This window comes from Stenotrophomonas maltophilia complex sp. Om-AH-Sm3 (genome assembly GCF_059337855.1).
In genome coordinates, this window is sequence record NZ_JBYBLQ010000008.1 from 161,823 (window position 1) to 188,329 (window position 26,507).

Sequence of the window (26,507 nt, forward strand, 5' to 3'; positions counted from 1 at the left end):
GACACCCGCGCCTCTTCGCCCTCGCCGGACCTGCGGTGCTCGGCTCGCTACAAGGCGGACCTGCCAGCTGCAGCGTAGGCCCATACCCGCCCGTGACCTCTCGATACTGTGGGACGTACCAGCCGCGAGGGGGCTTAGCCCGTCGGCCGCAACCCCCTCACCATTTGAACAGCACCAGGCTGATCGCCAGCGTGCCCATGCCCGCCACCAGCCCATAAACGGTCTCGTGGCCCTTCGCATAGCGCTTGGCGGCCGGCAGCAGTTCATCCAGTGCCAGGAACACCATCACGCCGGCAATCAGCCCGAACACCCAGCCGAAGGTGGCGTGCGAAAGCGACCCGGACAGCAACCAGTAGCCGAGCGCCGCGCCCACCGGCTCGGCCAGACCCGACAGCAGGCTGGCGCTGAATGCATAGGCCTTGTTCTGGGTGGCGAAGTACACCGGCACCGCGATCGCGATGCCCTCGGGGATGTTGTGGATGGCAATCGCAAAGGCCAGTGGCATGCCCACCGACGGGCTTTCCAGCGTGGCGAAGAAGGTCGCCAGCCCTTCCGGGAAATTGTGCGCGGTGATCGCGACGGAAGTCAGCAGCGCGACCCGCTTCAGGTACTCGCGGCTGTTCTCGCGGAACGCGGGATCCTGCTTGTCCAGGCTGTCATGCGGGTTGGGAATGAAGTGGTCGATCAGCACGATCGCGATCACGCCCAGCAGGAACGCGAGGGTGCCGTAGGTGAAACCGGTGCGCTCGCCATGGGCCAGTGCGAACGAAGCAATGGACTTGTTGAGGATTTCCGACAGCGACACATAGACCATCGCGCCGCCGGCGAAGGCCAGGCCAAAGGCCAGCAGGCGCGGGTTGGGGCGGCGCGAGAACAGCACCAGCAGGCTGCCGATCGCAGTGGCGAGGCCGGCCGCGAGGGTGACCGTCAGCGCAATCCAGATGTTTTCGGGGGGAATCTGCAGCATCTACCGACGCAGTCCTGGTCAACAGACAGCCGCCCCGGACAGGGCCGGGGCGGCGAGGGCGAGGCGGGCGCCGGCTGGCCTCGTCGGGTGCGTGCGATCAGCCGCCGCGGCGCAGGCGCTCTTCAATGGCGAAGCACTGGTCCGGCTTCGGCTGCGGCGGGTTGAAGCTGACCGGCACCTGGATGGTGGCCGGCACCGGCTGGCCGTTGCGGGTGGCGGCATTGAACTGCCAGCCCTGCACGGCAGTCTTGGCCAGCTCGTCCAGCTGCGGGTTGCCGGCGCCAGTCAGCAGGGCCACTTCGCTCGGCTTGCCGTCGGTGCCGATGGTCACCTTGAACGTACTGGTGCCGCCCACGCCCATGCAGGCCAGTTCAAGCGGGTACTGCGGCGGCGGCGTCTTCACCGCTGCGACTTCGGTCGGCGGAGGCGGTGGCGGTGCCGGCGGTTCGGATGAACCACAGCCGGCCAGGCCGGTCGCAGCGATCAGGGACAGGCTCAGCAAGCGTACGTTCATGGCAGTTGCTCCGTCAGGGCCGAAGTCTTTGCCGCGCAGATGAAGTCGTTCTCGCTCAGGCCACCCACGTCGTGGGTGGAAAAGCGCACGACCGCGCGGTCGTAGTGCACGCCCAGGTCCGGATGGTGGTCCTCGCGATGGGCAATCCAGGCCAGCGCGTTCACGAAGGCCATGGTGGCGTAGTAATCCTTGAAGCGGAAGGTGCGCGTCAGGGCCTGCCCGCCCTCGCTCAGCTCCCAGCCGGGAACCTGCGGCAGCAGTTCGGCCAGGCGGGCTTCGCCGAGCTTGTGGTCGCTGCCTTTGCGTGGCACGCAACGGGCCTGGGCCAGTGGAATCAGGTCGGCCATGGGAATCTCCACCTCGTGTTGACTGAACAATGCGCCGGACGGTGTATAAACCGAATGAGCGGCTGACGCTTACTTGGCTAGAATAGCCTGATGATCCAGATCTCCGACACTGCCCAGACCCATTTCCGCAAGCTGATCGAACGCGAGGGCGTGCCTGGCATGGGCGTGCGCCTGAGCGCGGTCGACCCCGGTACCCCGCGCGCCGACGCCCGGCTGGAGTTCGCCGAACCCACCGACCTGCTGGGCGACGAGTGGGCGGTGGACTGCGATGGCTTCACCCTCTATGTCGATGCCGGCAGCGTTGGCTGGCTCGACGGTGCCGAGATCGACATCGTCGCCGGCACCGCCGGTGCCCAGCAGTTGACCATCAAGGCGCCGCGCATCAAGGGTGAAGCGCCCGGTGATGCGGCCTCGCTGGTGGAGCGCGTGCACTGGGTGGTGGAGAACGAAGTCAATCCGCAGCTGGCCTCGCATGGCGGCAAGGTGGCCGTGCAGGAAGTCTCGGCCGACGGCGTGGTGCTGCTGCGCTTCGGTGGTGGCTGCCAGGGCTGCGGCATGGCCGACGTGACGCTCAAGCAGGGCATCGAAAAGACCCTGATGGGCCGCGTGCCGGGCGTGACCGCCGTGCGCGACGCGACCGACCACGACAGCGGCCACGCGCCGTACATCCCGCGCGACAACGTCGCCTGATCGCTGACGCGTGCCTCTGACCCGGGCCGAGCAACTCATCGATCTGCTGCTGGCCCGCCAGCAGCCCCGCGCCGTCCTTGAGAAGACCACGCGCCTGCCTTATGGCTGGGCGTTGTGGCTGCGCTCGCTGGGGCCGCTGCCGCGGCCGTTGCATGCCGGCGAAGTAATTGCGGTGTTGCTGCCGCGTCCGCTGCCCGGCCGGCCAGGCCAATCGCCGCAGCTGTCGCTGTGGCAAGCGTTGCGCCGTCTGTTCTGGCAGGACTGGGACGCTGCGCCGCGCGACCAGCGCTGGATGCGCTGGACCTCGGCACTGATCAGCGCGTTGCTGCACCTGCTGTTCTTCATGCTGCTGCTGTGGGTGGCGGTGATCCGCACCACTGCGCCAGACGAAGAGGGCTCCGAGGGCGAGCGCGTGCAGGTGGAGTTCGTCGGCCGCGCGACCCAGGAAGGCGGGGGCGATCAGCCAGGCGCCGAAGTCGCTGCGGCCGCTGCGGCAGGTCGGGTTGCGACGGGGCAGCAGGCGGGTGCCGCCACAACTCCTGCCCCGCGCCCGGCGACTGTCGAAGCCGCCGCATCTTCCCCTGCATCCGCGCCGACCGCCAGTGTTCCTCCGCCGCCAGCCGAAGCTGAGCCGGCGCCGGTTGCCGCGCCGCCGCCTTCGCCGGTCCAGGCCACCGAGGTGGCGCAGGCCAGCACGGATTTCGTGGTGCCGCCGGTCAGCGTGCCGCGAACCGAAGTCAGCGTCGTGCCGCGGGACAGCACGCCCAGCGTACGCGAGCGCAGCGTGCAGCCGGTGCACGCGCCGCCGGCGCCTGCCCAGGTGCGCACCCCAGAGCTGGCCGTGCGCACACCTCAGGTGCGTGACATCCAGGTGCGCGAACGCGAAGTCAGCATCGTCGAAGCGCCCGTCGCGCCCAAACCGCTGCGCAGCCCTGAAATGCAGGTGCGCGTGCCACAGCAGGACGTGCAGGTGCTTGAACGTGAAGTGCAGGCCGTGGCCGATCCGCAGGTGCGGATGGCGGCGGTGGCCGGGCGTGAGCCCGCCGTACGCGCGCCCACCGGCCGTGATGTACAGGTGCGGGAGCGTGAAATGGCCCCGGCACCGGCGGTGGCACCGGCATCCTCCAGTGGCAGTGCCACCGTGACGCCTGCGGCTGCGGCCCAAGGCCGCGCGGCGCAGACGAGCAGCAGCACGCGTCCGTCAGCCTCCAGCAGCACACCGGCAAACGCAGGAGCGCGCCCGGCCCCCGATCCCGGCAACTGGGCGACACCGGCCAAGGGCGATGACTGGGGATCTTCCAGCCGCAGCCGCGACGGCAGCAATGGCGGTGCCCGCCAGGCCAGTGCCGCCGGCAGGGGCAATGGCCTTTTCAATGCCGATGGCAGCGTACGCGTGCCGGGCCAGGACGGCGACGGCCACGCCGAGCGAGGTGCGCCCGGTGGCGCCAACGACGGCTGGAGCAAGGAGCGCATCGCGCAATCGGGCACATGGCTGAAACGTCCGCCGTACGACTACACGCCGACGTCGTTCGACAAGTACTGGGTGCCACAGGAATCGCTGCTGGCCGAATGGGTGCGCAAGGGCGTCAAGGCGATGGAGATTCCACTGCCGGGCACCAACACGAGGATTTCCTGCGTCATTTCGATCCTGCAGGCCGGCGGTGGCTGTGGCCTGACCAACCCCAACATGCAGGACCAGCCGGCCGTGGCACGGCCGCCGCCGGACATCCCGTTCAAGAAGGAACTGCAGGAAGATAACGGGAGCCGCTAGGACGGCGCATCCACGCATGGCGTGGATCTACTGTGCATCCAGCTGGGCCGGGTAGATCCACGCCATGCGTGGATGATCCATGGGGGGGCACGCCCATGCCGACCAAGGTCAGCCTCTATCAGGGCGTTGCCCTTACGCGCTCTGCGACAGGAACACCCAGAACGGCACATCGCGACCGACCCAATCGCGGCTGGCTTCATCCATCACGTCCAGCAGGGTGTCGAAGTCCCTCTGTGCGTTGGCACGCAGTGCATCCACGTCGGCCAGGAACAGCGCGTAGCCGTTGGCCGGCAGCCATTGCAGATCACGCAGATTGTCTGACAGTGCATCCCAGTTGCCGCCGAAACCGGCCGGGAAATCCAGTTGCGCGGCGAGCCGGGCGAGCAGGGTGCGCTTGTCCGTCACGCCTTCCAGATCAATGCGGATCACCTTGAGGCTGGCATCGCGCATTGCTGCGGCCAGTGCGCCGATGTCATCGCTGTCGATGGCATAGACGCCGGCATTGTTGATGTCATGCAGGCCGAGGCCGAAATCATCGTGGCTCATCACTGCGCTCCCTGGGCCGGTACGGTGAAGCTGCGGAACGATTCGTAGTGGTCGTCGGTGTAGTACCACGCCTCCGGCGGATCGCCGCCGGTGACGATGCGGCGCGTGCCACGCGTGCGTGCACCGGGGGTGTTGACGGTGTACTCGCGGTAGTAGCCACGCGGACGTTGCGGCAGCTGCTGCTCGCGGTTGCCGAAGGTGGTGCCGTCCTGGCGGTGCGGGAATGGACCGCCTCGCTGGATCAGGGCAATGGTCTGGCGTGCTTCGGTGGGCAGGAACGCGGGCAGGCCGTTGTCCCGTCCGGGCGTGGCCGTGGCAGGCGCCCGTGCGGTCGGTGTTCCCTGCAGGTCCGGTGCGAACTGTGGCGCCGGCGGCCGTTGCAGGAAATGGTTGGCGACCAGGCCGAGCAGCAGCAGGGCGATGGCGGTGATCAGCAGCCGGGGGTTGCGCATGGGCAGGGGCGGGCGAGGGTGGTGCACGCACTGTAGCGCCTGCGCGCTGCATGGCGCATGAGGGGGGCGCCGCGTCACTGCTGCGTAACAATTGCCGTCGTGCTCACTGGCAGGACGCAATTTCCTTTACATCCCCCTTGGTAATCTGCGGGTCTGTCCCCATCATTCACCGCGCACCGCCCGACATCGTCGGGTGCCCTCGCAATCAGGAGATGCATCATGGCCTACACCCTGCCCAAGCTGTCCTACGCCTACGACGCGCTGGAGCCGCATATCGATGCGGCGACGATGGAAATCCATCACACCAAGCATCACCAGACCTACATCAACAACGTCAACGCGGCGCTGGAAGGCACCGAATACGCTGACCTGCCGGTCGAAGAGCTGGTGAAGAAGCTCAAGTCGCTGCCGGAGAACCTGCAGGGTCCGGTGCGCAATAACGGTGGTGGCCATGCCAACCACTCGCTGTTCTGGACCGTGATGGCCCCGAACGCGGGCGGCAACCCGGTGGGTGACGTGGCCAAGGCCATCGACAAGGACCTGGGCGGTTTCGACAAGTTCAAGGATGCCTTCACCAAGGCGGCGCTGACCCGTTTCGGCAGTGGCTGGGCATGGCTGAGCGTGACCCCGGACAAGAAGGTCGTGGTCGAGAGCACCGGCAACCAGGACAGCCCGCTGATGGAAGGCAACACGCCGATCCTCGGCCTGGACGTTTGGGAGCACGCGTACTACCTGAAGTACCAGAACCGCCGCCCGGAATACATCGGCGCGTTCTTCAACGTCATCGACTGGAATGAAGTCGAGCGCCGTTACCAGGAAGCGATCGCCTGATTGCGGTGATGGGATGAGTGGAAAGGCCGGGGGAGACCCCGGCCTTTCCTGTTGCAGGATTCATTCGGTAGCGCCGGCCGCTGGCCCGCAATCGTGTGGTCCCCGGGGAGCCGGCCTGCGGCCGGCACGACCTATTCGGCAGTGGCCGTATCGTCCTGCAGGCGCAGGGTTGCCAACACGCCCAGGCGCAGTCCGGGCAGGTCGCCGTCGGCGGGCAGCAGGATCGGCTGCTGGCGGATGCCGCCGAAGTGCTTGACCTGGAACAGCACGTCCAAGCCGTGGCCACTGGCGCCGCCACCACTGGCTGCAGGCGGCTCGGCGCGACCGCCGGGATTGCGCCGTGCCGGCTGGAAGCCGGGCGTGCTCCGCACCAGCTCAACCGTGCTGGCCGAAAAGTCGCCCGCGATCAGGCTGGGCATGCCTTCGGCGGTGGCGCCGATCCAGGTCATCAGGTCGCTGGTCTGGTGTTGGCGGGCGGTGGCCTCGTCCGGGTCCGGGCGCAGCCGCGCCACGTAGATGTTGACCAGCGCCTCGCCCAGCTTCAGCCGCATCATGCCGGCCGCACTGAAGGTGCCGGGAGGATGCAGCAGGGTCACGCCGTCCTCGCTCACCGGCAGCCGGGTCAGCATGGCGTTGCCATGCCGCAGTGGCTGGCTGGGTGGGTCGGCGGTGACGAAGTCGCAACTGTAGCGCAGCCGGCTGGCCAGCCAGCAGGCCGGGTTGCGGCCTTGCTGCTGCAGCACCTGCTGCACCGAGATCACGTCCGGCTGCAGGTCGGTCAGCAGTTGTGCGACCTGCTCGCGGCGTTGCTTCCATTGCGCGTCATCGCGGCTGGGCAACTCCAGCGCGGCCACGGTCAGCTGACGGGGCGCGCTCTCACTGGCGGCGGCCGGCGCCTGCGGCCGCGCCTGTACCTGCAACGCCGGCAGCAGCACGAGACAGCTGAGCAGGAGGCGGGCGGGGGCGAGGGGGCGCATAACGATAAGTTTACGCTTTTGTCGTGCAGGTGCCGTGACTTCCGGCAGGGCCTGCACTGCCTGCCATGGATTGGCACCGTTGTCATGCAGCCCTGCAGCGTGCTTCGCAAGCCCCGGTTCCGGTAACCTTGCGCCTTTCGCTTTGCAGGAATGCCTTACAGGATGAGCCACGACGCAGTCGCCCCCATCGCCGGCCAAGGAAAGATGCCGCGCCAGATTCCGTACATCATCGGCAATGAGGCCTGCGAACGGTTCAGTTTCTACGGGATGCGCAACATCCTGGTGCAGTTCCTGATCACCTCGCTGCTGCTGCAGGAAATCACTGCGGAAGGCCGTGCCGGTGAAGCCAAGGACATCATGCACAGCTTCATGATCGGCGTGTATTTCTTCCCGCTGCTCGGTGGCTGGCTGGCCGACAGGTTCTTCGGCAAGTACCACACGATCCTCTGGTTCAGCCTGGTCTACTGCGCCGGCCACCTGTGCCTGGCGCTGTTCGAGAACAGCCGCGAGGGCTTCTTCCTCGGCCTGGGCCTGATCGCGCTGGGTGCCGGTGGCATCAAGCCGCTGGTGGCCTCGTTCATGGGCGACCAGTTCGACCAGAGCAACAAGCACCTGGCCAAGATCGTCTTCGACGCCTTCTACTGGATCATCAACTTCGGCTCGCTGTTCGCCTCGCTGCTGATCCCGCTGGCACTGAAGAACTGGGGGCCGCAGTGGGCGTTCGGTATCCCGGGCATCCTGATGTTCATTGCTACCTTCGTGTTCTGGCTGGGCCGCAAGCGCTACGTGCTGGTGCCGCTGCCGCCGAAGGATCCGCATTCGTTCGCCAACGTGGTGCGTACCGCGCTGACCACGCGCGTGGCCGGCCAGGGCCGTCCGGGTCTGGTGATCGCCGTGCTCGGCCTGGCGCTGGCTGCAGCCTCGTTCGGCCTGGTCGGCTCGCTGGGCATCGTGATCTGCCTGTGCCTGGCGCTGGTGTCGATCCTCGCCGGCATCGGTGGCGGTACCTGGTTGCAGCTGGACCGCGCCCGCGGCCAGCATCCGGCCGAAGCCGTGGAAGGCGTGCGCTCGGTGCTGCGCGTGCTGGTGATCTTCGCGCTGACCACGCCGTTCTTCTCGCTGTTCGACCAGAAGGCCTCGACCTGGGTCCTGCAGGGCCAGCAGATGCAGATGCCGAGCTGGTTCACCGCCTCGCAGATGCAGGCGCTGAACCCGCTGCTGGTGATGATCCTGATTCCGTTCAACAACCTGGTGCTGTACCCGGCCCTGCGCCGCTTCGGCTTCGAGCCGACCGCGCTGCGCCGCATGACCGCCGGCATCGCCTTCAGCGGCCTGGCCTGGATCGTGGTCGGCGGCATCCAGGTGGTGATGGACGGCGGCAACGCCATGTCGATCTTCTGGCAGATGCTGCCGTATGCGCTGCTGACCTTCGGTGAGGTGCTGGTCTCGGCCACCGGCCTGGAGTTCGCCTACAGCCAGGCGCCGCAGGCGATGAAGGGCGTGGTGATGAGCTTCTGGAACCTGACCACCACCATCGGCAACCTGTGGGTGCTGCTGTCGAACGCTGCCGTGCGCAACGATGCCGTGACCCACAGGATCGCCAGTACGGGCCTGAGCGAAGCGGCGTTCCTGATGTTCTTCTTCGCCGGTTTCGCCTTCGTCGCGGCGTTGGCCTTCGGTTGGTACGCGAAACGCTATCGTATGGTCGACAACTACCGTAGCGCCTGAGCCTGACATGACCCCCGTCAATCTGCTGTTGATCGCCATCACCGCCATCCTGTCGTGGATGGCGTTCAACAACCGCAAGCTGGCCGATCGCCTGATCCTGTGGCCGCCGGCCGTCGACCGCCATCGCCAGTACGACCGGCTGGTGACCTATGGCTTCATCCACGCCGACTGGTCGCACCTGATCTTCAACATGATCACCCTGTTCTTCTTCGGGGGATTCATCGAGAGCGTGATGGTGCAGCTGACCGGCAGCTACCTGACCTACCCGGCGTTCTACATCGGCGCGCTGCTGGTCTCGATCCTGCCCAGCTACCTGAAGAACCAGAAGAATCCGAACTACCTCAGCCTCGGGGCATCCGGTGCGGTGTCGGCGGTGCTGTTCGCCTTCATCCTGATCAAGCCGTGGTCGATCATCCTGGTGTTCTTCATCCCGGCACCGGCGATCATCTATGCCGCGTTCTACGTCGGCTACAGCATCTGGATGGACAAGCGCGGCGGCGATCGCATCAACCACAGCGCGCACCTGGCAGGTGCGGCGTTCGGCGTGATCTTCATGCTGGCCATGCAGCCGAGCATCTTCAACCACTTCCTGCGCGAACTCTCCAACCCGACCTTCCGCCTGGGCGGCTGAAGCGTGCCGGGGTCGGATCCTGCGGATCCGACCCCCGGCGTATCCGGTTTCAGGCCTGGGTCGTGTGGCCGTAGGTATCCAGCAGGCGGGCGAATACTTCCTCGCCGATGCGCTGGAAATCCTGATCCTCGGTCTGCCCTTCCACCGCCAGTTGCAGCAGGCCCTCCAGCAGGGCGCGGTCGGTATCGGAATGGGAATCGCTGGCGTGCATGGGAGCCTCCACGGTGGTGCGCATGATCAACAGTCGCAAGGGTCGTGCCAGCCTGGCCGTACCCCGCCATAGGCGATAGCGGCCGGCGCCCCTCCAGCTTGAGGGCGAAAACTGACGTGAATGGACTGGACTTGCCCCTGTTCAGGCTTCACGCGATCATGGCGCCCGGCTGCGCACCATCCACGCAGTCGCCGCAGGAGACAGTTCCATGGCTTCGGTCACGCCCCCCGGTCTGGCCTACGAGGTCGAACACGATCTGGCCAACCACCGCTTCACCGCCCGTGTGCGAGGACAGCTGGCGGTGCTGGACTACCAGATCAAGCGCAAGCGCATGGTCATCACCCACACCGAGGTGCCTGAGCCGATCGCCGGCCGTGGCATCGCCGGTGAACTCACCCGCGTGGCACTGCGTTTCGCCCGCGAGCAGAAGTACAAGGTGGTGCCGGCATGTTCCTACGCCGAGGCCTTCCTGCAGCGGCACGAGGAGTACCACGACCTGCTCGTTGGCTGAATGCCAGCGGGCCACGCTTCAGCCATGGCAGGCGATGATGTACAAACATGAACAGGGGATCCCGATGAAGATTGGAAACAACCGGCCACTGCACGGCAGCGTGCTGGCCGGCGTGGTGGGCGTGCTGTTGCTGGCCGGTTGCCAGCGTGAAAGCGAGCCGGCGCCGGTAACCGACGCGGCGCCCGCCGCCGAAGCCACCGCCGCCGGCGAGACGCCGGCCACGGAAGCGCCGCTGGACCTGCGCGACGTGATCGAAAACAACGAGCGCGAAGTGGTGGGCATCAGCTACCCGGCCGGTATCGACCGCTACCCCGGCCTGGCGCGCGCGCTGCAGAGTTATGCGACGAGTGCACGCAGTGACCTGCAGCAGGCGCTGGACGGGCTGGGCAATGACAAGCCGACCATGCCCTACGAGCTGTCGCTGAGCTTCGAGAAGCTGCTGGAAACCCCGCAGCTGGTGGTGGTCAGTGCCGATGGCAGCCGCTACACCGGTGGCGCCCATGGCGAACCGCTGGTGGCGCGCTTCGTATGGCTGCCGCAGCAGCAGCAGATGCTCAGTGCCGACAAGCTGGTGACCGATGCCAAGGGCTGGAAGGCAATCAGCGATTTCGTCTCCGACCAGCTGCGCGAACGTGTGGCCACGCGGCTCAGCGGCGAGGACATGGACCCGGCCCAGCTGCAGGAATCGCTGCGCAACGCATCGCGCATGATCGCCGACGGTACCGGCCCGCAGGCCGACAATTTCAGCCAGTTCCAGCCACTGACCGACGACAAGGGGCAGATCACCTCGCTGCGCTTTGTTTTCCCTCCGTACCAGGTGGGTCCATACTCGGACGGCACCCAGACCGCCGATGTACCGGCGGCGGTGCTGTTGCCGCACGTGGCCAAGGACTACGTGGAGCTGTTCGCACGCGGTTGACCGCATTCGAGGAGGTGGCGTGGATACAGGGTTGCAGGAGCGGGTCGCCGGCCTGCTCCACGAAGCCGGGGTCCGCATCGGCGGTACCCAGCCACAGGACATCCAGGTGCATGACCCGCGCTTTTTCGCGCGGGTCATGGGCCACGGCTCGCTCGGCCTGGGCGAGAGCTACATGGAAGGGTGGTGGGATGCGAACGTCCTGGATGAATTCCTCGTCCACCTGATGCAGGCGCACCTGGATGAACGGGTGCACGGCTGGCGCGAAGTGGCCGATGCGCTGAAGGCGCGCCTGTTCAACCTGCAGGCGGGGCAGGGCAGCTACGAGGTCGGGCGCCGTCATTACGACCTGGGCAACGATCTCTACCAGGCCATGCTCGGTCAGCGCCTGGTCTACAGCTGTGGCTATTGGCGCAACGCCGATGATCTCGACGCCGCACAGGAAGCCAAGCTCGACCTGGTCTGCCGCAAGCTGGGCCTGCGCCCGGGCCAGCGCGTGCTGGACATCGGCTGCGGTTGGGGCGAAGCGCTGAAGTTCGCCGCTGAGCGCTACGGTGTCAGCGGCGTCGGCGTGACGATTTCGCAGGAGCAGGCCGAGTTCGCGCGGAACCTGTGCGCGGGCCTGCCGATCGAGATCCGACTGCAGGACTACCGCGAGCTGGACGAACCGTTCGATGCGATTTTCTCGATCGGCATGTTCGAGCACGTCGGTGACAAGAACTACGCGGGCTTCTTCGAGGTGGCCAAGCGCTGCCTGTCGCCGCGCGGCCTGCTGCTGTTGCACAGCATCGGCACCAACATCTCCCGGCATCGCACCGATCCGTGGATCGCGCGCTACATCTTCCCCAACTCGATGCTGCCGTCGGCGGTGCAGATCACCCGGGCGTTCGAAGGCCGTTTCGTACTGGAGGACTGGCACAACTTCGGCACCGACTACGACCTGACCCTGCAGGCCTGGCGGCGCAACGTAGAGGCGGCGTGGCCACGGCTGGATGCGCGCTACGACGAGCACTTCCGCCGCATGTGGCGCTTCTACCTGGCCGGGTCGATGGCCACCTTCCGCTGCCGGCACGCGCAGCTGTGGCAGCTGGTGCTGTCGCCGGAAGGCGTGCCGGGCGGGTACGTGGCGCCACGGTGAAGCCACGCCTGAGGTCAAGATGGCGTTGTCACTTGAAGATTGAAGGCCCGACGTATTTCCGATGATGAGCGGGAAGTCGCAGTTCTCGATTGCCGAAGCGCCTTAATCTGAAGACGGAGTCAGCTCAGCGTTAAATTGGCTGAGGCTGACAGCTACCCTACAGTCCGCAAGGAGAGAAGGATGGATGGGAGGAGGATCTTGCTTGCCGTTGTTCTTGGCCTGATCGCAGGTAATACGGCACAAGCGGGTACTGTGACGAAGTATCAGGGTGAGCATATTCGTGACACGGGCTACAACTGGGGCTGGGGCAAGGTGAGATCTCCCCTGTTTGACACGTTCGACGAGGCGCTTGACTGGACGCATGCCCAGGCAGCCATCAAGCATAATGGGGAGAACTATCTCTCGAAGTACGAGGACTTTCGGTTCTATTTCAGCCGGCTTGAGAACGGCCGACTGGCGAGCTATTACGGCGACAAAGTCTGGTTCACCCAAGATCTGGACCCGTCAGAAGACGAGCCTAGGTACTGTTACGACTGGTCCACGGGGATGACGGGGACTACTATCAACGGGAACGGTCACTTTATCTTCGCGAGTTCTGCTGACCTTTTGGAGTTGGCTGCGAGCGGCAGGTGGCTGGCATGGCTCAATAATTGCCCTGCAAATGTTGGTTTCGCAATCGTCTCGCTCCCCCTTGTGGCGGTTCGCGAAGTCGATGTCGACACGGCCGACTGAACTGTAGCAGGTGACCTCAGGGATCCCCCTGCATGGTCTTTGGCATGAATGGCTCAACAAAAAAAACCGCCCGGTCTCCCGGGCGGTTTTCGTTTCACGCTAGCGCGCAGGCGATCAGTTGCTGGCGCCGGTCAGGCCACGCTTTTCCAGCAGCGGTTCGATCTGCGGCTCGTGGCCGGCGAAATCGCGGAACAGCTGCATCGCGTCGACGCTGCCGCCCTTGGACAGCAGGGTGGCACGGAAGTGGTCGCCGTTCTTGCGGCTCAGGCCGCCATTGTCCTTGAACCACTTCTGGGTGTTGGCATCAAGCACTTCCGACCAGATGTAAGCGTAGTAGCCGGCCGAATAGCCGCCCATGATGTGACTGAAGTACGGGGTCTTGTAACGCGGCGGAACCGGAGCGTAGTAGATGCCGTCCTTCTCCAGTGCGGCGCGCTCGAAGGCCATTACGTCCTTGGCCGCCGGCACCTGGTCCGGGCCGATCTGGTGCCAGCGCTGATCCAGCATGGCCGCACCCAGGTACTCGGTGGTGGCGAAGCCCTGATTGAACTTGGCCGCCGCCAGCACCTTGTCCAGCAGCGCCTGCGGCATCGCCGAACCGTTCTGGTAGTGCTTGGCGTAGTTCTTCAGGATGACCGGGTTGTCAGCCCACATCTCGTTGACCTGCGAGGGGAACTCGACGAAGTCACGCGGCACCGAGGTGCCCGAGAAGTACGGGTACTTCACGTTGGAGAACATGCCGTGCAGGGCGTGGCCGAACTCGTGGAAGGTGGTGTTCACCTCATCCCAGGTCAGCAGGGTCGGCTGGCCGGCCGGCGGCTTCGGAATGTTCAGGTGGTTGGCGACCACCGGCTTGAAGCCGGTCAGCTTGGACTGCGAGACGTAGGAGTTCATCCACGCACCGCCGCGCTTGGAGGCGCGTGCATACGGGTCGAAGATGAAGATCGCCAGCTGGCTGCCGTCGGCGTCGAACACGTCGTAGACGGTGACGTCATCGTGGTAGACCGGCAGGTCGGTGCGCTGCTTGAAGGTCAGGCCGAATTCCAGGTTGGCGGCATGGAACACGCCGTTCTCCAGCACGTTCTTCATTTCGAAGTACGGCTTCAGCTGCGACTCGTCGAAGTTGTACTTGGCCTGGCGCACCTTCTCGCTGTAGAAGGCCCAGTCCCACGGTTCCAGCTTGAACGTCGGCTTGCCGGCGGCCTTCTGTTCCTGGTCGATCATCGCCTGCAGGTCGGCGGCTTCACGCTTGGCGTTGGCCACCGCGGCCGGGGCCAGCTTGCCCAGCATTGCGTTGACCGCTTCGGGGGTCTTGGCGGTCTGGTTGGTCAGGTTGTAGGCGGCGAAGTTCGGGAAGCCCATCAGCTTGGCCTTGTCGGCACGCAGCTGCATGATGCGCGAGACCAGCGCGGTGTTGTCGAACTCACCGCCACGGCTGCCACGGCTGACCGACGCTTCGTAGATCTTCTGGCGCAGGGCGCGGTTGGCCAGGTTGGTCAGCGGCGGCTGGCCGGTGGTGTTGAGCAGGGTGATCACGTACTTGCCGTCCTGGCCGCGGGCCTTGGCGGCTTCGGCGGCGGCGGCGATCTGCTCCTTGGACAGGCCGTCCAGCGCCTTGACGTCGTCGACGGTGATTGCCGAAGCGTTCACTTCCGACTGCACGTTCTGGCTGAACTTGGTGCCGAGGTTGGCCAGCTCGGCGTTCATCTCCTTCAGCTTGGCCTTGTCGGCCTCGGACAGCTTGGCGCCTGCGCGCACGTAGTTGTCGTAGTACTTCTCGACCAGGCGCACGCCTTCGGCGTCCAGGCCCAGCTGGCTGCGGGTGTCATACAGCGCCTGGATGCGGGCGAACAGCTTGCCGTTCAGCGCGATCGCATCGCTGTGCGCGGCGAACTTCGCCGAGTAGTCGGCCTGCAGCTTCTTGCGGGTGTCGTTGGTATCGGCGCCGACCAGGCTGAAGAACACGGTGGTCGCGCGGTCGAGGATGTCACCGCTCTTTTCCAGGGCGATGATGGTGTTGTCGAAGGTCGGCTTGGCCTTGTTGTTGGCGATGGCCTCCACTTCCTTCAGCTGCTGCGCCATGCCGGCGTCGAAGGCCGGGGCGAAGTCGCTGTCCTTGATCCTGTCGAACTGCGGATAATGCAGGGGCAGCGGGCTTTCGGCGAAGAACGGATTGGCCTGCTGGGCATGGGGGCTGGCAGACGGGGTGACGGCGCTGGCCGAGAAGGCGGGCAGGGCAAGGCCGAGGGACATGGCCACGGCAAGGGCAAGGCGGGTGGTCAAGGCAGGGACTCCGGTAAGGCAAACAAGGGCCCGAGGGTAACCCGGCCGGCGGCGCCCGCACTTGTGTCAAAAGGCATGTTGCCGGCTCCGGGCGCGGGTACCATGCATTCACCGCCCACGGCCCGCCCTCATGACCAGCGCCTACGATTTCAGCTTCCGTGACCTCGACGGCCAGCCGCAGGCGCTGGCCCGTTATCAGGGCCACCCGTTGCTGCTGGTGAACGTCGCCAGCCGCTGTGGCTTCACCCCGCAGTACACCGGCCTGGAACAGTTGTGGCAGGACTACCGCGAGCGCGGCCTGGTGGTGATCGGCTTCCCGTGCAACCAGTTCGGTGCGCAGGAGCCGGGGGACGCGGCGCAGATCCGCCAGTTCTGTTCGCTGGACTATCCGGTCAGCTTTCCGCTGTCGGAGAAGATCGAGGTCAACGGCGAGGGCGCTGATCCGTTGTGGGCCTGGATGACGCACGAAAAGCGTGGCCTGCTCGGCAGTGCCCGCATCAAGTGGAATTTCAGCAAGTTCCTGGTCGATCGCCAGGGGCAGGTGGTGTCGCGGCATGCGCCCACCACCCGGCCGGAGCAGTTGCGCAGCGCGATCGAAGCGCTGCTGTAGAGCCGAGCCCACGCTCGGCTGCTTTTCCGGCCGACTCCGAGCGCGGGCTCGGCTCTACAGATGCGATGGGCTATTTCTCGACGAACGCGCGCTCGAACACGTAGTGGCCCGGTTGGCCGATGCGCGGCGAAACCTGGAAACCCCGGGCATCGAGCACGGTGCGAAGGTCGGCCAGCATCTGCGGGCTGCCGCAGATCATCGCGCGGTCGTTTTCCGGGCTCAGTTCCGGCAGGCCGAGGGTGCGCTGCATCTCGCCGCTCTCCATCAGCTGGGTCAGACGGCCCTGGTTGGCGAACGGCTCGCGGGTGACGGCCGGGTAGTACAGCAGCTTGTCGCCGATCATCTCGCCGAGGAACTCGTGCTCACGCAGTTCCCTCTCGAAGTAATCGCGGTAGGCCAGGTCCTTTTCGTAGCGCACGCCGTGGCACAGGATCACCTTCTCGAAGCGCTCGTAGGTTTCCGGGTCCTTGATGACCGACAGCCACGGCGCCAGGCCGGTGCCGGTGCCCAGCAGGTACAGGTTCCTGCCGGGATGCAGGTCGCTGATCAGCAGGGTGCCGGTGGGCTTCTTGCCGACCAGTACCTTGTCGCCCGGCTTGATGTGCTGCAGGCGCGAGGTCAGCGGGCCGTCCTGCACCTTGATGCTGAAGAACTCCAGCTGTTCTTCCCAGTTGGCACTGGCAATGGAATAGGCGCGCAGCAGCGGTCGCGCCTCGGTTTCCAGGCCGATCATCACGAACTGGCCGTTCTCGAAGCGGAAGCCGCTGTCGCGGGTGGTGGTGAAGCTGAAGTAGGCATCGGTCCAGTGACGGACCTCAAGCACCGTTTCGGCGCCGAAAGCGGAGGACATGGGCGTATCTATCGAAAGTCGTCGGGGGTAATTCTATCTCAAATGAGACAAGTTCTCATTGGGCGGAACGAGAGGCGTTCTCAACGGTAACCCGCCGCCTGCAGCTCGAACAGCTCGGCATAGCGGCCGCCCTGCGCCATCAGCTGCGCATGGGTGCCGCTGGCCTCGATCCGGCCATCGGCCAGCACCAGGATGCGGTCGGCCATGCGTACCGAGGAAAAGCGGTGGGAAATCAGTACTGCGGTGCGATTATCCGCCAGTTCCCTGAACCGCTGGAACACCTCGAACTCACTGCGGGCATCCAGCGCTGCCGTTGGCTCATCCAGGATCATCACCTGCGCATTGCGCATCCATGCGCGGGCGATGGCGATCTTCTGCCACTGGCCACCGGACAGGTCCACGCCCTGCTTGAAGCGGCGGCCGATCTGCTGGTCGTAGCCGCCGGGCAGGTCGTCGATGACTTCCTCGGCCATGCCGCGTCGCGCCGCGTCAGCGATGCGTGCCTGGTCGTCCATCGCCTCGACCTGGCCGACGCCGATGTTTTCGCCGGCGCTGAGGTTGTAGCGCACGAAGTCCTGGAAGATCACCCCGAGGTTGGCGCGCAGGTCATCCAGGTCGTAATCGCGCAGGTCGCGGCCGTCGAGCAGGATGCGGCCTTCGTCCGGTTCGTACAGCCGCGCCAGCAGCTTCACCAGGGTGGTCTTGCCGGCGCCGTTCTCGCCGACCAGGGCCAGCACTTCGCCGGCGTGCAGCTGGAAATCCAGATGGCGCACCGCCCACTGTTCGGCATCGGGGTAGCGGAAGCCGACGTTCTCGAATACGAAGCCCTGGCGGATCGGTTGCGGCACGCGCACGGCCCCATCGCGCGAGTGGATTTCCGGCTGGATCTGGAAGAACGAGAACAGGTCATCCAGGTACAGCGCCTGGCTGGCCACCTGCGAGAAGCCGATCAGCAGGCCTTCCAGCAGCTGGCGCAGGCGCAGGAAGCTGCCGGCGAGGAAGGTCAGGTCGCCGATCGAGAAGTCCCCGCGCACCGTGCGCCATGCGATGTAGGCGTAGGCGGTGTAATACCCCAGCGTGCCCAGCGCAGCCAGCAGCGTGCCCCAGAACGCGCGGCGCCGTGCCAGGGCGCGGTTGGCTTGGAACAATGCCACCGACAGGCGCCGGTAGCGCTCCACCAGGAAGCGGTGCAGGTTGTAGATCTTCACTTCCTTGGCCGTTTCCACGCTGGCGCCCAGCTGGCGCAGGTAGTCGAGCTGGCGGCGCTCGGGCGTCCACTGGAAGTTGAGGCTGTAGCCGGCCGCGTTGAAGTGCGATTCGCCGATGAAGGCCGGCACCAGTGCCAGCGCCAGCAGCAGGATCAGCCACGGCGCGTAGACCAGCAGGCCGACGGCGAGGCTGGCCACGGTGATCGCGTCCTGCACCTGGCCGAACAGCTGGCTCATCAGGTTCATCCGGCCCATGGTCTGGCGCCGCGCACGGTCCAGCTTGTCCTGCAGGTCCGGGTCTTCGAAATCCTCCAGGTCCAGCGTCGCGGCGTGTTCCATCAGACGGATGCTGGTGGCGTTGGCGAACAGTTCGGAAAGCAGAACGTCGGCATAGCTGACCAGCCGGCCGAGCAGGTCTGAGGCGATGGCCAGGCCGAATTCCAGTGCCAGCAGGCCCAGCAGTGGATTGAGCAGGCCGCTGGACAGCGCCTCGCCCAGCGGTGGGAAGCCGGCATCGTGCTGGCTCAGGTGCAGGGCGCTGTCGATGATCAGCTTGCCGACGTAGAGCATCGCCACCGGCAGCAGCGCACGGATCAGGCGCAGCCCCAGGCTGGCCAGGGTCAGCGCCGGACTGGTCTTCCAGACCATGCGCAGGAAGGGGGGCAGATTGCGCATCGCCCTGAAGCGCTGGCGCAGGCTGGGTTTCTTCGCGGCGGCAGCGCCAGCGGTGGGGGAAGCAGGCATGCGCGTATTGTGCGCGCCTGCTACGTGCAGATGGGGTCAGTGCAGCCGTGTGGCCGGCACCGGGGTCAGATCCCTTTGCCACGCAAAGGGATCTGACCCTCCCGTATCCATGCACGGCGTGGATCGACCGTGTAGACCACGGTCGACACCTACCAGCAGCTCCAGTGAACTATCGAAGGCGGGGTGGGTCAGGTCGCAGGGGCGTGAGCCGCATGGATGCGGCGACCGAGCTTACATGGACGTACTTGCAGCGTCCCCTGCGACCTGATCCACCCCGCCAACCCACAGTAGCGCCGGCTTTTGATGTTGCTCTGGTTGTTGCCTCTGCGGGTGCCGGGCGGCAGCCCGGCCAGCCCCCCGTTACGGCAGCGGCGGCAGCAGCCCCGCACCCAGCCGGTTCCAGGCATTGATCACCGCAATGCCCATGCTCAGGTCACTGATGCCCTTCGCATCGAAGTGCGGTGCCAGCGCATCGAACGCTGCCTGCGACGGCGCTCCGTCGGTCAAGCGGGTCAGCGCCTCGGCCCAGCCCAGTGCTGCGCGTTCGCGCGCATCGAAGAAGCGGCTTTCGTGCCAGGCGGGCAGGGTGTCCAGCTTGCGCGGCTCGATGCCACCCTTGCGCAGCGCGGTGCCGTGCATGTCCATGCAGTAGCCGCAGCCGTTGAGCTGCGACACGCGCAGGAACACCAGCTCCATCAGGGTCGGGTCGATCGAGCTGTCATGCACCGCCTGGCTGGTGGCCAGCAGGCCCTTGAAGGCCTCGGCGGCCAGGCGGGTGTAGGGGACGCGGGGGAAGGTGTGATCGGACATCGTGGGCTCCACGGCGGCCACGATGGCCGCCTTTCATCACAAGGACGCCGCAGCGTCGCGGTGCGTGACAACCTTCGGCAATTTTTCTGGATTCAGCACGCTGTACACGTTGGCGATACGACCATCGACCACTTCGATGGTGGTGATCGAGTGCAGGCGGTCACCCTGGAAACGCAGGATCGCCGGTTCGCCGTTGACGTAGCCCAGCTGCGCCGGATGCGCCGCGCGGCGGCGGGCGATGGCCCAGAACAGGCGGCCGATGCGTTCGGCGCCCAGCAGGGGCCGTACCGCCGCAGTGACTACGCCACCGCCGTCGGAGACCAGTACCGCATTGGCATGCAGCAGGGCCTGGATCGCTTCGCTGTCGCCGCGCTGCGAGGCATCCATGAAGCGCGTCAGCAACTGCCGGTGCTGGATGGCATCGGCGTTGAAGCGCGGCCGTCCGGCCTGCAGGCGCTGCCGGGCACGGTGCACCAGCTGCCGGCAGTTGGCTTCGCTGTGGCCGATCAGGTCGGCGATCTCACGGTAGTCGTGGTCGAAGGCCTCCTTCAGCAGGAAGGCGGCGCGTTCTTCGGGGCCGAGCTGTTCGAGCAGGGTCAGGAAGGCGACCGAGAGCTCGTCGGCCAGCGCATGCAGCTGGGCCGGGCCGGGCGAGGGGTCAGGCTCCAGGGTGACCGCCAGCGGTTCGGCCAGCCATGGGCCGACATAGTGGACACGCTCGCGCTTGGCCGCTCGCAGGCGGTCCAGGCCGAGCCGGGTGGTGGTGGTGACCAGCCAGGCCTCTGCATCGCGGACGCTGGCGGGATCGGCGCCGGACCAGCGCAGCCAGGCGTCCTGGACCACGTCTTCGGCGTCGGCGCGGCTGCCGAGCAGGCGATAGGCCAGCGCCATCAGGCGCGGGCGGTGGGTCTGGAAAACGGTTTCGGCGTTCATGTGTGCAAGGACGCCGCAGTGGCGCGTGGCGTGACAGAGCGTCGGGGGGAATCTTGCCGGCCAGCGGCCGGCACTACCACCCCGGGGCCGGGGGAGGGGGTAAAATGGGCGGATTACCCCCGCCAGCCTCGAGCAAGCGAGCAAGCCGTGACATCGATCAAGCAGGAAGACCTCATCCAGTCCATCGCCGACGCGCTGCAGTACATCTCGTACTACCACCCGGTCGACTACATCAAGAACCTCGCCGCCGCGTACGAGCGCGAGGAGTCGCCGGCCGCGAAGGAAGCGATGGCCCAGATCCTGATCAATTCGCGGATGTGCGCCGAAGGCCACCGTCCGATCTGCCAGGACACCGGCATCGTCACCGTGTTCCTGGAAATCGGCATGGACGTGCGTTGGGATGACGCCACCATGGGCGTGGAAGACATGGCCAATGAAGGCGTTCGCCGCGCCTACATGCATCCGGACAACAAGCTGCGCGCCTCGGTGCTGGCTGATCCGGCCGGCAAGCGGATCAATACCAAGGACAATACCCCGGGCGTGGTCAACGTCAAGGTGGTGCCGGGCAACAAGGTCGACGTCATCGTTGCCGCCAAGGGCGGTGGTTCGGAAGCGAAGACCAAGTTCGCCATGCTCAACCCGTCCGACTCCATCGTCGACTGGGTGCTGAAGACCGTGCCGACCATGGGCGCCGGCTGGTGCCCGCCGGGCATGCTCGGCATCGGCATCGGTGGCACCGCCGAGAAGGCGATGCTGCTGGCCAAGGAGGCGCTGATGGAACCGATCGACATCACCGAGCTGCAGGCCCGTGGTGCCTCCAACCGCATCGAGGAGCTGCGCCTGGAGCTGTATGAGAAGGTCAATGCATTGGGCATCGGTGCGCAGGGCCTGGGCGGCCTGACCACTGTGCTGGACATCAAGATCAACGACTATCCGACCCATGCGGCCAACCTGCCGGTGGCGATGATCCCGAACTGCGCCGCCACCCGCCATGCGCATTTCACCCTGGATGGCAGTGGCCCGGTGATGCTGGACCCGCCGTCGCTGGAAGACTGGCCGAAACTGACCTATGACGCGTCCAAGGGCACCCGCGTGGACCTGGACACGATCACCCCGGAAGACGTGGCCAGCTGGAAGCCGGGCCAGACCCTGCTGCTCAACGGCAAGCTGCTGACGGGGCGCGATGCCGCGCACAAGCGCATGGTCGACATGCTCAACAAGGGCGAGGAGCTGCCGGTCGACCTGAAGGGCCGCTTCATCTATTACGTCGGCCCGGTCGATCCGGTGCGCGACGAAGTGGTGGGCCCGGCCGGCCCGACCACGGCGACCCGCATGGACAAGTTCACCGAGCAGGTGCTGGCGCAGACCGGTCTGCTGGGCATGGTCGGCAAGGCCGAGCGCGGCCCGGCCGCCATCGAGGCGATCAGGAAGCACAAGTCGGCCTACCTGATGGCGGTCGGCGGTTCGGCGTACCTGGTGTCCAAGGCGATCAAGGCGGCCAAGGTGGTTGGCTTCGCCGACCTGGGCATGGAGGCGATCTACGAGTTCGCCGTGCAGGACATGCCCGTGACCGTGGCGGTGGATTCCACCGGCGAATCGGTGCACAAGACCGGCCCGCGCGAATGGCAGGCCCGCATCGGCAAGATTCCGGTGGTTGTGGAGTAAGCCCTCCATCCCGGACCGGACAACGGCGCCCCTGTGGCGCCGTTGTTGTGTGGGCAGAAGGATTAACGCGCCTGTAGCCTCTGCTCTGCTACGGTCGGTACACCCTCGCACAGGACGTGTCCATGGCCCTGCATCGGTTCATCGTGGTAGGCGTGCTGCTGGCCCTGGCCGGTTGCAGCACCCCGGCGTCATACGAAGGCGCGGATTTCCCAGCATCCGCGCAATGCCGCGTGCAGTGCCAGGCCGGCTACCGCAGCTGCATGGCGCAGAATGACTCCCTCGGCAGCCGCCAGAGCAACTGCGAGCAGCAGGTGGTGCCGGCGCCGGACAAACGCTGCAAGGACGTGGACAATCCGGACCTGCGCCGTGCCTGCGAACTGAAGACGCACGACTGCGCGATGCGCGCGCCGATGATGTCCTGTGGCGAGCGCCGGGATTCCTGCATGAGCAGCTGCGGCTGAGCAACGATCGCGCGCGTGGGCGCATAATCGGCTGATCCCCCTGGACAGGATCTTCCGCATGAGCACCACGCTGTATGGTTCGACCAGTACCGCCGCGCTGGTCGTGCACTGGCTGCTGATCGAGCTCGGCATCGAGCATGAACTGGTGCTGCTGGATTTCGACGCGCGCGAGCACAAGTCGGCGCAGTACCTGGCGCTCAATCCGGCCGGTGTGGTGCCGACACTGTTGATCGATGGCCTGGTACTGACCGAAGCGGCGGCCATCGCCCTGTACCTGGCCGATCGCCACCCGGAGGCCGGCCTGCTCCCGGTACCGGGCACGCCGCAGCGTGGCGATGCCTACCGCTGGATGTTCTGGTGTGCCAATACGCTGCAGCCGGCCTATCGGGCCTGGTTCTATCCGCATGAAATGGCCGGCCAGGCGAACGTCGAGGCCAGCCGCGAGAGGGCGCGTCAGCGGCTCGAAGCGGCCTGGCAGCACGTTGCCGCTCACCTGCAGGCGCACGGCCCGTACCTGCTGGGCGCCACGCCCTGCGTGGTCGACTACATGCTGGTGATGCTGATGCGCTGGTCGCGCAACATGCCCAGGCCCAGTGACACCTGGCCAGTGCTCAAGGCGCATGCCACCTCGATGAAGGCGCGCCCGGCGTTCGCCGAGGTCTACCGACGCGAAGGCATCACCGACTGGCGGTAACCAAAAAAGGGGACGGAGGGAATTAAGTCGTTTGTGCACAAACGACTTAATTCCCTCCGTCCCCTTTTCCGGGCTACAGGATCTCCAGCACTGTTTCCGGTGGGCGGCACAGCCGCGTGCCCTTGGCCGTGCGCACCACGGGGCGATTGATCAAACGGGGGTGTTCGCTCATCGCCGCCAGCAGCGTGGCGTCGTCGGCGCCGTCCAGGCCCAGTTCGGCGAACAGCGCCTCCTTGCTGCGTACCAGTTCCTGTGCGTGCAGCCGGGATTCGGCCAGTACCTGGCGCAGCGTGGCTGGGTCCGGCGGGTTGCCCAGGTAGTCGATCACCACCGGCTCGAAGCCCGCATCGCGGATCAGTTTCAGTGCGCCGCGCGAGTTGCTGCAGGCCGGGTTGTGCCAGATCGTCACGTCCATCAGAACCACTCCAGCAGAGACACGCCCACACCCACGTAGGTGGCCTTGTGGTTGTAGTCGATCAGGCTTTCGCCGTAGCCGTCGAAGACCTGCACATGGCCACGCAGCAGGTTGCTGATCGGGAAGCCGTAGTCCAGCTGCAGCGCACCGTGCGAACGGCTTCCGGTGCGCAGTGAATGGCGCGCCATCAGCGAGACCTCATGCCCATTGCGGTTCCAGGTCAGGGTAGCGTCGCCGCGGCCCATGTAATCCTCGATGTCCGGATTGTTGTCTTCGCTGCGGCTTTCCGGAATGCGGTACCAGGGACGCAGCACCAGCGCCCAGTTCTCGCGGTCCAGGCCGATGTTGAGCATGACCCGGTTCCAGCTGCGTGACAGCGGGTCGGCGCGGCCATTGGACTGGTGGTTCAGCGCGATGCCGGTCATGCGCCCGCGCCAGCCACCGATCGAGTAGCCGTTGCGGAACACCATCATCACTTCCGGCTCGTAATTGGTTTCGCGGAACGGGCGCGAATCCTCGCTGTTGTAGGCCTGCCAGCGCGAACTCTGGGTGTAGCCGGCCCAGATGTCGCCGTTGTCGCCGAACAGGTTCTCGACGATCTTGGTCTTGAAGCTGATCTGGAACTTCAGCTCGGCACTGTCGAGTACCTGCGGGGTGGTTACGCTGTTGGCCGGGTTCGGCGAGTGCGGCATGGTGTTGCGATCGCTGGTCCAGAAGGCGGGCAGCAGGTACACCGGCTTGTAGGCGCGCAGTTGGAACGGCCCCAGCTTGGAGTCCTCGGCCAGTTCCCAGCGGCTGTCCAGCAGCGAACCGCGGCCGGCGTTGGCCAGCGCGCTGTCCGGCGTCGCCGGGCGGAACAGGTCGCTCACCCGCTCGCGCAGCTTTTCCTCGCCCTGGCTCACGCGCGCGGTCTGCCGTTCTTCGCGGCGGGCCTGTGCAGCCGCTTCGGCGGCAGCATCAGCGGCGGCGGTAGCCTCCGGGGTATGCCCGAACAGGCGGTCATAGCAGGCCAGCCGGGCCGCGTCGGTGGTAATTGCCGCGCAGGCGGCCGGTGAGGTATCGGCGGAAGGCGCGAACTCCTGCGCAGCCAGCGGTGCACTGGCCAGGGCAAGCGCCAGCGGCGCCAGACGGGGAGACAGCGTGGGGAGGGTCATTGCAGCAGGCCCTTCGATGAATTCGGGAATCACACAGTGTGGCGGCTGTGCCGGATCGCGGCCAGCCCCACGGTTTATGCACGGTCACAGCGTGCGCGTGGCGTGAAGGCCCGGTGGCTCAGAAGAACCAGGCGAACGCGAACAGGCCCAGCATCGCGATCACAACCGCCAGTTTCAGTGCCAGGCCAAGCAGGATGCCGAGCCAGGTGGCCAGACCGACCCTGGTCGAGCGGCCGAGTTCGCGGGTGTGCCAGTACTCGCCGAGCAGGGCACCGACCAGCGGTCCGGCGAACAGGCCGATGGGCATGAAGAACAGGCCGACGATGCTGCCGACGAAGGTTCCCCACAGCGCCTTGCGGCTGGCACCGACACGCTGCGCGCCGACCACCGTGGCCAGCACGTCCACCAGCAGCGAAAGCAGGGTCAGTACCCCAAGCGCGACCAGGGTAGGCCAGCCGACGTGGGCAAAGCCGTCGGCCCAGGCGGCCAGCAGCAGTCCGATGAACACCAGCGGGATGCCCGGGAGGGCCGGCAGGATGATGCCGGCGATGCCTATCAGGACAAAAATGACCGCTAGCAGATACAAGATGAATGAGAGTCCCATGCTGTCCCGTATGGAGTCCGTTTTGGGGTTGACAGTGAAAGATTTTGCCAGTTGCTTTTTCGTTTTGGCCGGGTTAAGTTGCAGTCGCTGAGCTTGGCAAGGTCACCGTGGATCGTGGCCTGATGAAGCAAGATCTTCCCGATCCGCTGCATCGATGCACCTCGCTTCCCCCTTGCTTGTCAGCCGCCCACCAGGCGTTTCCAACAACAAGAGAGAGTCAAAGGGAGTTAGTGAGATGGCTGATCGCGAGACCGGTACCGTAAAGTGGTTCAATGATGCGAAGGGCTTCGGCTTCATCAGCCGGCAGAATGGCGAGGACGTGTTCGTGCACTTCCGCGCCATCGAGACCCAGGGCTTCAAGAGCCTCAAGGAAGGCCAGAGTGTGAGCTTTGAAGTCGTGCAGGGCCAGAAGGGCCTGCAGGCTGACAAGGTCCAGCCGATGTAACACCTGCCGTCCGTCGGCATGAAAAAAGGCCCGCGCAAGCGGGCCTTTTTCTTTGCCTTTGGCCCGCTGCAGGTCAGCGCAGGATGACCTTGCCGTTGACCACGCGCACATAGGTGTTCTCACGGATGCCACCCAGGTCACGCTGGTTGACCACGATGGTGCGGCCATCATCCATGCGCACGCTGATGTCGTAGGTATCGCTGGTCACATTCTTCTGGATCTGGTTGCCGGCCAGGGCGCCACCGACTGCGCCTGCAGCGGCGGCAATGTTCTTGTTGCCACGGCTGCCACCGGTGTGGTCGGAGATTTCATGGCCGGCCACGGCGCCAACGATGCCGCCGAGGATCGCGCCGGTCGCGCTGGGCGCGGTGCGGCCCGAGGGCACGGTGTTGATGCGGGTGACGATGCCACAGTCCGCGCAGCGGCCCTGGTTGTAGCCGCCGTTGTTGCCGTAGCCGCCGTTGTTGTAGCCGTTGTTGTAACCACCGCCACTGTAACCGGGCGAGGTGGCACAACCGGCCAGCGCGAGGGTAGCGATGGCGCTGGCGGCGATGAGCTGGATCTTCATGGGGCGTCTCCTGGCCGTGAAGGCGGGTATGTTGGGTGGTACTGCGTCATGCAGCAGGGTGGACGAATCCTCTCCCTTCGAACGTGAACAACGCGCCAACC

30 protein-coding genes are annotated in these 26,507 nt (G+C 65.9%); 14 read left to right on the forward strand and 16 right to left on the reverse strand.

The window, feature by feature from the left end:
• Nucleotides 1-157: 157 nt before the first annotated feature.
• From zupT to AC10QF_RS11945, 3 genes are all read right to left on the reverse strand, one after another.
• Entirely contained in the window at nucleotides 158-967 is an 810-nt protein-coding gene (gene zupT, locus AC10QF_RS11935; protein WP_111177414.1) for a zinc transporter ZupT, read from the reverse strand.
• Between the two features lie 97 nt (nucleotides 968-1,064).
• Entirely contained in the window at nucleotides 1,065-1,481 is a 417-nt protein-coding gene (locus AC10QF_RS11940) for an energy transducer TonB (protein WP_053497847.1), read from the reverse strand.
• A complete protein-coding gene (locus tag AC10QF_RS11945; protein WP_021203009.1) occupies nucleotides 1,478-1,828 on the reverse strand; it encodes a 4a-hydroxytetrahydrobiopterin dehydratase in 351 nt (116 codons plus the stop codon). Before AC10QF_RS11945 ends, AC10QF_RS11940 begins: the two co-directional genes overlap by 4 nt.
• 90 nt (nucleotides 1,829-1,918) lie before the next feature.
• On the opposite strand from AC10QF_RS11945, the gene AC10QF_RS11950 reads away from it, so the two are divergent.
• A complete protein-coding gene (locus tag AC10QF_RS11950) occupies nucleotides 1,919-2,518 on the forward strand; it encodes an NfuA family Fe-S biogenesis protein (RefSeq protein ID WP_049417239.1) in 600 nt (199 codons plus the stop codon).
• 10 nt (nucleotides 2,519-2,528) lie between these two features.
• Nucleotides 2,529-4,289 carry a hypothetical protein gene (locus AC10QF_RS11955; RefSeq protein ID WP_111177412.1) on the forward strand — a complete coding sequence of 587 codons (1,761 nt, stop codon included), beginning with the start codon at nucleotides 2,529-2,531 and terminating at the stop codon, nucleotides 4,287-4,289.
• Nucleotides 4,290-4,421: 132 nt separating this feature from the next.
• Here the strand turns inward: AC10QF_RS11955 and AC10QF_RS11960 are convergent, their stop codons facing one another.
• Entirely contained in the window at nucleotides 4,422-4,835 is a 414-nt protein-coding gene (locus tag AC10QF_RS11960) for a barstar family protein (RefSeq protein WP_171957288.1), read from the reverse strand.
• On the reverse strand, nucleotides 4,835-5,287 hold the full coding sequence (locus AC10QF_RS11965; protein ID WP_095378112.1) for a guanyl-specific ribonuclease: 453 nt from the start codon (nucleotides 5,285-5,287) through the stop codon (nucleotides 4,835-4,837). Before AC10QF_RS11965 ends, AC10QF_RS11960 begins: the two co-directional genes overlap by 1 nt.
• A gap of 219 nt (nucleotides 5,288-5,506) precedes the next feature.
• Between AC10QF_RS11965 and AC10QF_RS11970 the strand changes: the two genes are divergently transcribed.
• The gene (locus AC10QF_RS11970) at nucleotides 5,507-6,118 is read left to right on the forward strand and encodes a superoxide dismutase (protein WP_005410310.1); all 612 of its coding nucleotides are present in this window, start codon (nucleotides 5,507-5,509) and stop codon (nucleotides 6,116-6,118) included.
• Nucleotides 6,119-6,249: 131 nt separating this feature from the next.
• Here the strand turns inward: AC10QF_RS11970 and AC10QF_RS11975 are convergent, their stop codons facing one another.
• Nucleotides 6,250-7,095, reverse strand: coding sequence for an endonuclease/exonuclease/phosphatase family protein (locus AC10QF_RS11975; RefSeq protein ID WP_032954310.1), 846 nt, complete (start codon nucleotides 7,093-7,095; stop codon nucleotides 6,250-6,252).
• Nucleotides 7,096-7,257: 162 nt separating this feature from the next.
• Here AC10QF_RS11975 and AC10QF_RS11980 point away from each other — a divergent pair, with 162 nt between their 5' ends.
• Complete coding sequence (locus tag AC10QF_RS11980; RefSeq protein WP_065186063.1) at nucleotides 7,258-8,823, forward strand: POT-type proton-dependent oligopeptide transporter; 1,566 nt, start codon at nucleotides 7,258-7,260, stop codon at nucleotides 8,821-8,823.
• Between the two features lie 7 nt (nucleotides 8,824-8,830).
• A complete protein-coding gene (locus AC10QF_RS11985; protein WP_005417591.1) occupies nucleotides 8,831-9,454 on the forward strand; it encodes a rhomboid family intramembrane serine protease in 624 nt (207 codons plus the stop codon).
• A gap of 49 nt (nucleotides 9,455-9,503) precedes the next feature.
• Here AC10QF_RS11985 and AC10QF_RS11990 read toward each other — a convergent pair whose 3' ends face one another.
• Complete coding sequence (locus AC10QF_RS11990) at nucleotides 9,504-9,665, reverse strand: hypothetical protein (RefSeq protein ID WP_162911592.1); 162 nt, start codon at nucleotides 9,663-9,665, stop codon at nucleotides 9,504-9,506.
• 208 nt (nucleotides 9,666-9,873) lie between these two features.
• Here AC10QF_RS11990 and AC10QF_RS11995 point away from each other — a divergent pair, with 208 nt between their 5' ends.
• The 4 genes from AC10QF_RS11995 to AC10QF_RS12010 all read left to right on the forward strand — a co-directional run bounded on the left by AC10QF_RS11995 (nucleotide 9,874) and on the right by AC10QF_RS12010 (nucleotide 12,962).
• Nucleotides 9,874-10,176 (forward strand): GNAT family N-acetyltransferase, encoded by a 303-nt coding sequence (locus AC10QF_RS11995; protein WP_005417588.1) that lies wholly within the window; start codon nucleotides 9,874-9,876, stop codon nucleotides 10,174-10,176.
• Between the two features lie 37 nt (nucleotides 10,177-10,213).
• Nucleotides 10,214-11,095, forward strand: coding sequence for a DUF3298 and DUF4163 domain-containing protein (locus AC10QF_RS12000; protein WP_111177410.1), 882 nt, complete (start codon nucleotides 10,214-10,216; stop codon nucleotides 11,093-11,095).
• 19 nt (nucleotides 11,096-11,114) lie between these two features.
• Nucleotides 11,115-12,230, forward strand: a complete 1,116-nt coding sequence (cfa, locus tag AC10QF_RS12005) for a cyclopropane fatty acyl phospholipid synthase (protein WP_111177408.1) — start codon at nucleotides 11,115-11,117, stop codon at nucleotides 12,228-12,230.
• Nucleotides 12,231-12,428: 198 nt separating this feature from the next.
• The gene (locus AC10QF_RS12010) at nucleotides 12,429-12,962 is read left to right on the forward strand and encodes a hypothetical protein (protein ID WP_146256550.1); all 534 of its coding nucleotides are present in this window, start codon (nucleotides 12,429-12,431) and stop codon (nucleotides 12,960-12,962) included.
• Between the two features lie 114 nt (nucleotides 12,963-13,076).
• Here AC10QF_RS12010 and AC10QF_RS12015 read toward each other — a convergent pair whose 3' ends face one another.
• Entirely contained in the window at nucleotides 13,077-15,245 is a 2,169-nt protein-coding gene (locus AC10QF_RS12015; RefSeq protein WP_111177406.1) for a M3 family metallopeptidase, read from the reverse strand.
• Between the two features lie 130 nt (nucleotides 15,246-15,375).
• Here AC10QF_RS12015 and AC10QF_RS12020 point away from each other — a divergent pair, with 130 nt between their 5' ends.
• Complete coding sequence (locus AC10QF_RS12020; protein WP_053497833.1) at nucleotides 15,376-15,855, forward strand: glutathione peroxidase; 480 nt, start codon at nucleotides 15,376-15,378, stop codon at nucleotides 15,853-15,855.
• 70 nt (nucleotides 15,856-15,925) lie between these two features.
• Here AC10QF_RS12020 and AC10QF_RS12025 read toward each other — a convergent pair whose 3' ends face one another.
• From AC10QF_RS12025 to AC10QF_RS12040, 4 genes are all read right to left on the reverse strand, one after another.
• Nucleotides 15,926-16,705, reverse strand: a complete 780-nt coding sequence (locus tag AC10QF_RS12025) for a ferredoxin--NADP reductase (RefSeq protein ID WP_005417572.1) — start codon at nucleotides 16,703-16,705, stop codon at nucleotides 15,926-15,928.
• A gap of 80 nt (nucleotides 16,706-16,785) precedes the next feature.
• Nucleotides 16,786-18,657, reverse strand: coding sequence for an ABC transporter ATP-binding protein (locus AC10QF_RS12030; protein WP_494542261.1), 1,872 nt, complete (start codon nucleotides 18,655-18,657; stop codon nucleotides 16,786-16,788).
• Between the two features lie 360 nt (nucleotides 18,658-19,017).
• Entirely contained in the window at nucleotides 19,018-19,467 is a 450-nt protein-coding gene (locus AC10QF_RS12035; RefSeq protein ID WP_005417569.1) for a carboxymuconolactone decarboxylase family protein, read from the reverse strand.
• Nucleotides 19,468-19,503: 36 nt separating this feature from the next.
• A complete protein-coding gene (locus tag AC10QF_RS12040) occupies nucleotides 19,504-20,400 on the reverse strand; it encodes an RNA polymerase sigma-70 factor (RefSeq protein ID WP_494542262.1) in 897 nt (298 codons plus the stop codon).
• A gap of 147 nt (nucleotides 20,401-20,547) precedes the next feature.
• Between AC10QF_RS12040 and AC10QF_RS12045 the strand changes: the two genes are divergently transcribed.
• The 3 genes from AC10QF_RS12045 to AC10QF_RS12055 all read left to right on the forward strand — a co-directional run bounded on the left by AC10QF_RS12045 (nucleotide 20,548) and on the right by AC10QF_RS12055 (nucleotide 23,220).
• Nucleotides 20,548-22,065, forward strand: a complete 1,518-nt coding sequence (locus AC10QF_RS12045; protein ID WP_494542263.1) for a fumarate hydratase — start codon at nucleotides 20,548-20,550, stop codon at nucleotides 22,063-22,065.
• A gap of 122 nt (nucleotides 22,066-22,187) precedes the next feature.
• Nucleotides 22,188-22,526 (forward strand): hypothetical protein, encoded by a 339-nt coding sequence (locus AC10QF_RS12050; RefSeq protein WP_005417563.1) that lies wholly within the window; start codon nucleotides 22,188-22,190, stop codon nucleotides 22,524-22,526.
• Nucleotides 22,527-22,584: 58 nt separating this feature from the next.
• On the forward strand, nucleotides 22,585-23,220 hold the full coding sequence (locus AC10QF_RS12055; protein WP_005417555.1) for a glutathione S-transferase family protein: 636 nt from the start codon (nucleotides 22,585-22,587) through the stop codon (nucleotides 23,218-23,220).
• Nucleotides 23,221-23,293: 73 nt separating this feature from the next.
• Here AC10QF_RS12055 and arsC read toward each other — a convergent pair whose 3' ends face one another.
• The 3 genes from arsC to AC10QF_RS12070 all read right to left on the reverse strand — a co-directional run bounded on the left by arsC (nucleotide 23,294) and on the right by AC10QF_RS12070 (nucleotide 25,393).
• Nucleotides 23,294-23,635 carry an arsenate reductase (glutaredoxin) gene (gene arsC, locus AC10QF_RS12060; RefSeq protein WP_494542264.1) on the reverse strand — a complete coding sequence of 114 codons (342 nt, stop codon included), beginning with the start codon at nucleotides 23,633-23,635 and terminating at the stop codon, nucleotides 23,294-23,296.
• On the reverse strand, nucleotides 23,635-24,789 hold the full coding sequence (locus tag AC10QF_RS12065; RefSeq protein WP_494542265.1) for a phospholipase A: 1,155 nt from the start codon (nucleotides 24,787-24,789) through the stop codon (nucleotides 23,635-23,637). Before AC10QF_RS12065 ends, arsC begins: the two co-directional genes overlap by 1 nt.
• A 118-nt stretch (nucleotides 24,790-24,907) precedes the next feature.
• On the reverse strand, nucleotides 24,908-25,393 hold the full coding sequence (locus tag AC10QF_RS12070; protein WP_005417547.1) for a DUF456 domain-containing protein: 486 nt from the start codon (nucleotides 25,391-25,393) through the stop codon (nucleotides 24,908-24,910).
• Nucleotides 25,394-25,628: 235 nt separating this feature from the next.
• Here AC10QF_RS12070 and AC10QF_RS12075 point away from each other — a divergent pair, with 235 nt between their 5' ends.
• Complete coding sequence (locus AC10QF_RS12075; RefSeq protein ID WP_005417546.1) at nucleotides 25,629-25,838, forward strand: cold-shock protein; 210 nt, start codon at nucleotides 25,629-25,631, stop codon at nucleotides 25,836-25,838.
• Between the two features lie 73 nt (nucleotides 25,839-25,911).
• Here AC10QF_RS12075 and AC10QF_RS12080 read toward each other — a convergent pair whose 3' ends face one another.
• Nucleotides 25,912-26,406, reverse strand: a complete 495-nt coding sequence (locus AC10QF_RS12080) for a glycine zipper 2TM domain-containing protein (protein WP_005417545.1) — start codon at nucleotides 26,404-26,406, stop codon at nucleotides 25,912-25,914.
• Between the last annotated feature and the right edge of the window lie 101 nt (nucleotides 26,407-26,507).